Annotated in this window: 1 protein-coding gene; it reads left to right on the top strand. The window is 59.3% G+C overall.

The genetic code is table 11. The features are described from left to right. Nucleotides 1-220: 220 nt before the first annotated feature. Nucleotides 221-1,717 (top strand): HAMP domain-containing protein (locus tag OQK_RS00465; RefSeq protein WP_016770632.1); only part of this gene is annotated, 1,497 nt, incomplete at its 3' end.

The raw sequence follows: 1,717 nt of genomic DNA, 5'->3' as shown, positions 1-1,717 counted from the left end.
GGTTCACTGATAAGCCAAAGTGAAACTCATTGTGGCGAGGGGATTTATCCCCGATGGGCTGCGCCGCAGCCCTGAAAACCCTGTTCCATCATTCATCAGTAACCATAAGTTACAAAACCTCCCGCCGATTTACGCTATACAGAGATAGCGCCCGATAGTGGCTATCTGCTGTCGTCCCGCGCCTGCCAATAAAAACAAGAAAAACCAAGGGAGACTTCCAGTGAAGAGCTTGCTCTATCCCGCCGTCTCGCTGATGAACCGTCTGAGCTTCGGCATGAAGTTCAGCCTGATCAGCGTGCTGTTCCTGGTGCCGATGCTGGTGACCAATTTCTATCTGGTGCGCGACTCCTATCGCGAATTTCAGGGCACCCGCGTCGAATTGCAGAGCCTCGACCTGCTGGGCAGCAGCCTGACCCTGCGCCGGGATCTGGAGACCCTGAACAATCTGGTGCAGATCGACGTCACCCTCGGCCAGTCCGGCAAGGCCGGCAATGTCGAAGCGCAGATCCAGACGCTGGAGCAGGCTGTGCTCGCGCGCCTCGAAGGGCTGACGGCGATGACCGAAGACCCCGAGCAGATCAAGCAATTCGAGGCCAAACGCGATGAAATGATCGCCGCGTTCAAGGCCCAGCAGGCGGAGAGCTCGCTGCAAAGCAAAAGCGCGTTGATTGGCAAGTTGCTGGCCAGTGCGCAGATTTTCAGCCAGATCATCACCAGTCAGGCCGGGTTGAGCCGCGACAACCAGAGCGACATTCGTCAGCTCAGCGAACTGGTCACGCTGATTACCCCCAGCGTCACGCAAACCCTCGGCGAGGGCCGGGCGATGGGTTCGTATTCGTTGGGTCAGGGTTTTCTCAACAGTTCCTCCAGCACGCGTTTTGACGAGCTGCTGGTGCAGATCGAAAAACTCCAGGCCGAATACGCCCTGAAACTGCAAGACGCCCTCGGCTCCAGCAACGCCGCACGCGAATCCCTCAGTGCCCAGGCCGACAGCAGCAAGGCTTCGCTCAAGCAGGCCAGCGAGCTGTTCGAAGAACAAGTGGTGATGGCCGACACCCTCGATGCGCCGTGGCAGGCGTTTTACGACCAAGTGACCGGGCTGATGGAACACACCTACCAGCTCAATCAGGCCACGCTGAAATTCCTCGACAGCCAATTGCAGCAGCGTCTGGCGCAGAACCGCACGCACATGATTCTGCAAGCCTCGGCGCTGTCGGTGGTCTTTGTGCTGATTTTCTATCTTTATGGCGGTTTCTACGCCTCGACCCGGACCACCCTGAAAAGCCTGGGCGCCATGATGGACAAGGTCGCCGCCGGTGACATGACCGTCAACTTCAAGGCCAGCAGCCGCGATGAACTGGGCGAGTTGGGCGAGGTGTTCAACGGCACGGTGAAGAAGATTCACGACCTGATCGAGCGCGTCGGTCACACCGTTGGCGAGGTCGAGCGTCAGGCGGGCCAGGTCGAAAGCGTGTCGGCGCAGAGCAATCAGGCTGTCGCTGGGCAGCGCTCGCAAATCGAACAAGTGGCGACGGCGATGAACCAGATGTCGGCGACTTCAATGGAAGTCGCGCGCAGTGCTGCTGCGGCGGTGAGCAGCGCCCACAGCGTCAACGACGAAACCCTCAGCGGGCGCGGCCTGGTGGAATCGCAGCAGGGCAGCATTGCCGCGCTGGCCAGCGAAATCGATCAGTCGGTGCTGGTGATCAATCAACTG

Source organism: Pseudomonas sp. R62 (genome assembly GCF_000257605.1).
GTDB classification, from domain to species: domain Bacteria; phylum Pseudomonadota; class Gammaproteobacteria; order Pseudomonadales; family Pseudomonadaceae; genus Aquipseudomonas; species Aquipseudomonas atacamensis.
Note: the sequence above shows the minus strand (reverse complement) of the source record. Positions and strands in the feature narration are given on the sequence as shown.